The sequence below is a fragment of the Acinetobacter sp. SM1B genome (genome assembly GCF_003289665.1).
GTDB lineage: Bacteria > Pseudomonadota > Gammaproteobacteria > Pseudomonadales > Moraxellaceae > Acinetobacter > Acinetobacter schindleri.
Genome location: NZ_QMBM01000001.1, coordinates 536,139 through 537,030, shown reverse-complemented (window position 1 = coordinate 537,030; position 892 = coordinate 536,139). Strand labels below are relative to the sequence as shown.

The window sequence follows — 892 nt, the reverse complement described above, 5'->3', positions numbered from 1 at the left end:
ATTAACCAAAAAGAAGATCGTTTTTTGATTTATGAAAGAGATCTAATAATTAACAGACTTAACCTAGTAAATTTAAATATATAGTTAGACATCTCAGAATATATACATAACTCCTATTTTTCTACTCTCTTTATTTTTATGCGTAAAATAATAAGATTGAATTGTCGTTCTCTGTAATTAAAAAATACAGATCGAATACTAACTCTTCATTTTCTAATAATAAAAATAAAAACTGGTATTACTATTTTTAAATTCAGTCACATAATATCCATTCTGTATTTAGCTTTTAGCTCCTACCTTAGTACAGGCAAATTAACCTTTGCTGAAAAAAATAATTTAAAGGAAGGAAAAAAATGGCAACTCAAGATAATGATAACGATACAGATACTTCAAATCGCGGATTTGCAAGTATGGACTCCGAAAGACAACGAGAAATAGCAAGTCAAGGCGGTCGAGCTGCCCATGCCAGTGGAAATGCTCACGAATTTAGCTCTGAAGAAGCCAGAGAAGCAGGACGTGCGGCTCATCGAAGCGGTAATGCACATGAATTTACCTCAGAAGAAGCCCGTGAAGCTGGTAGCCGTAGTCATTCAGGACGCCGCAGCAGCTATGATGACGATGATGATGACGATCGTGGCCGCTCAAGTGGTCGTGGACGTGGTCGCAGCCGTGATGACGATGATGATGACGATCGTGGCCGCTCAAATGGTCGAGGTCGCGGTCGCAGCCGTGATGACGACGAAGATGACGATCGCGGTCGTTCCAGCGGTCGAGGTCGTGGTCGTAACCGTGATGACGATGATGAGGACGATCGCGGTCGTTCCAGCGGTCGAGGTCGTGGACGCAGCCGTGATGACGACGATGATGATGATGATCGTGGCCGTTCAAGTAA

The 892-nt window shown here is 42.2% G+C and carries 1 protein-coding gene; it reads left to right on the top strand.

Annotation, left to right across the window (positions count from 1 at the left end):
* Positions 1-353: 353 nt before the first annotated feature.
* A partial coding sequence (locus tag C8322_RS14520; protein WP_228156487.1) for a KGG domain-containing protein occupies positions 354-892 on the top strand: 539 nt, incomplete at its 3' end.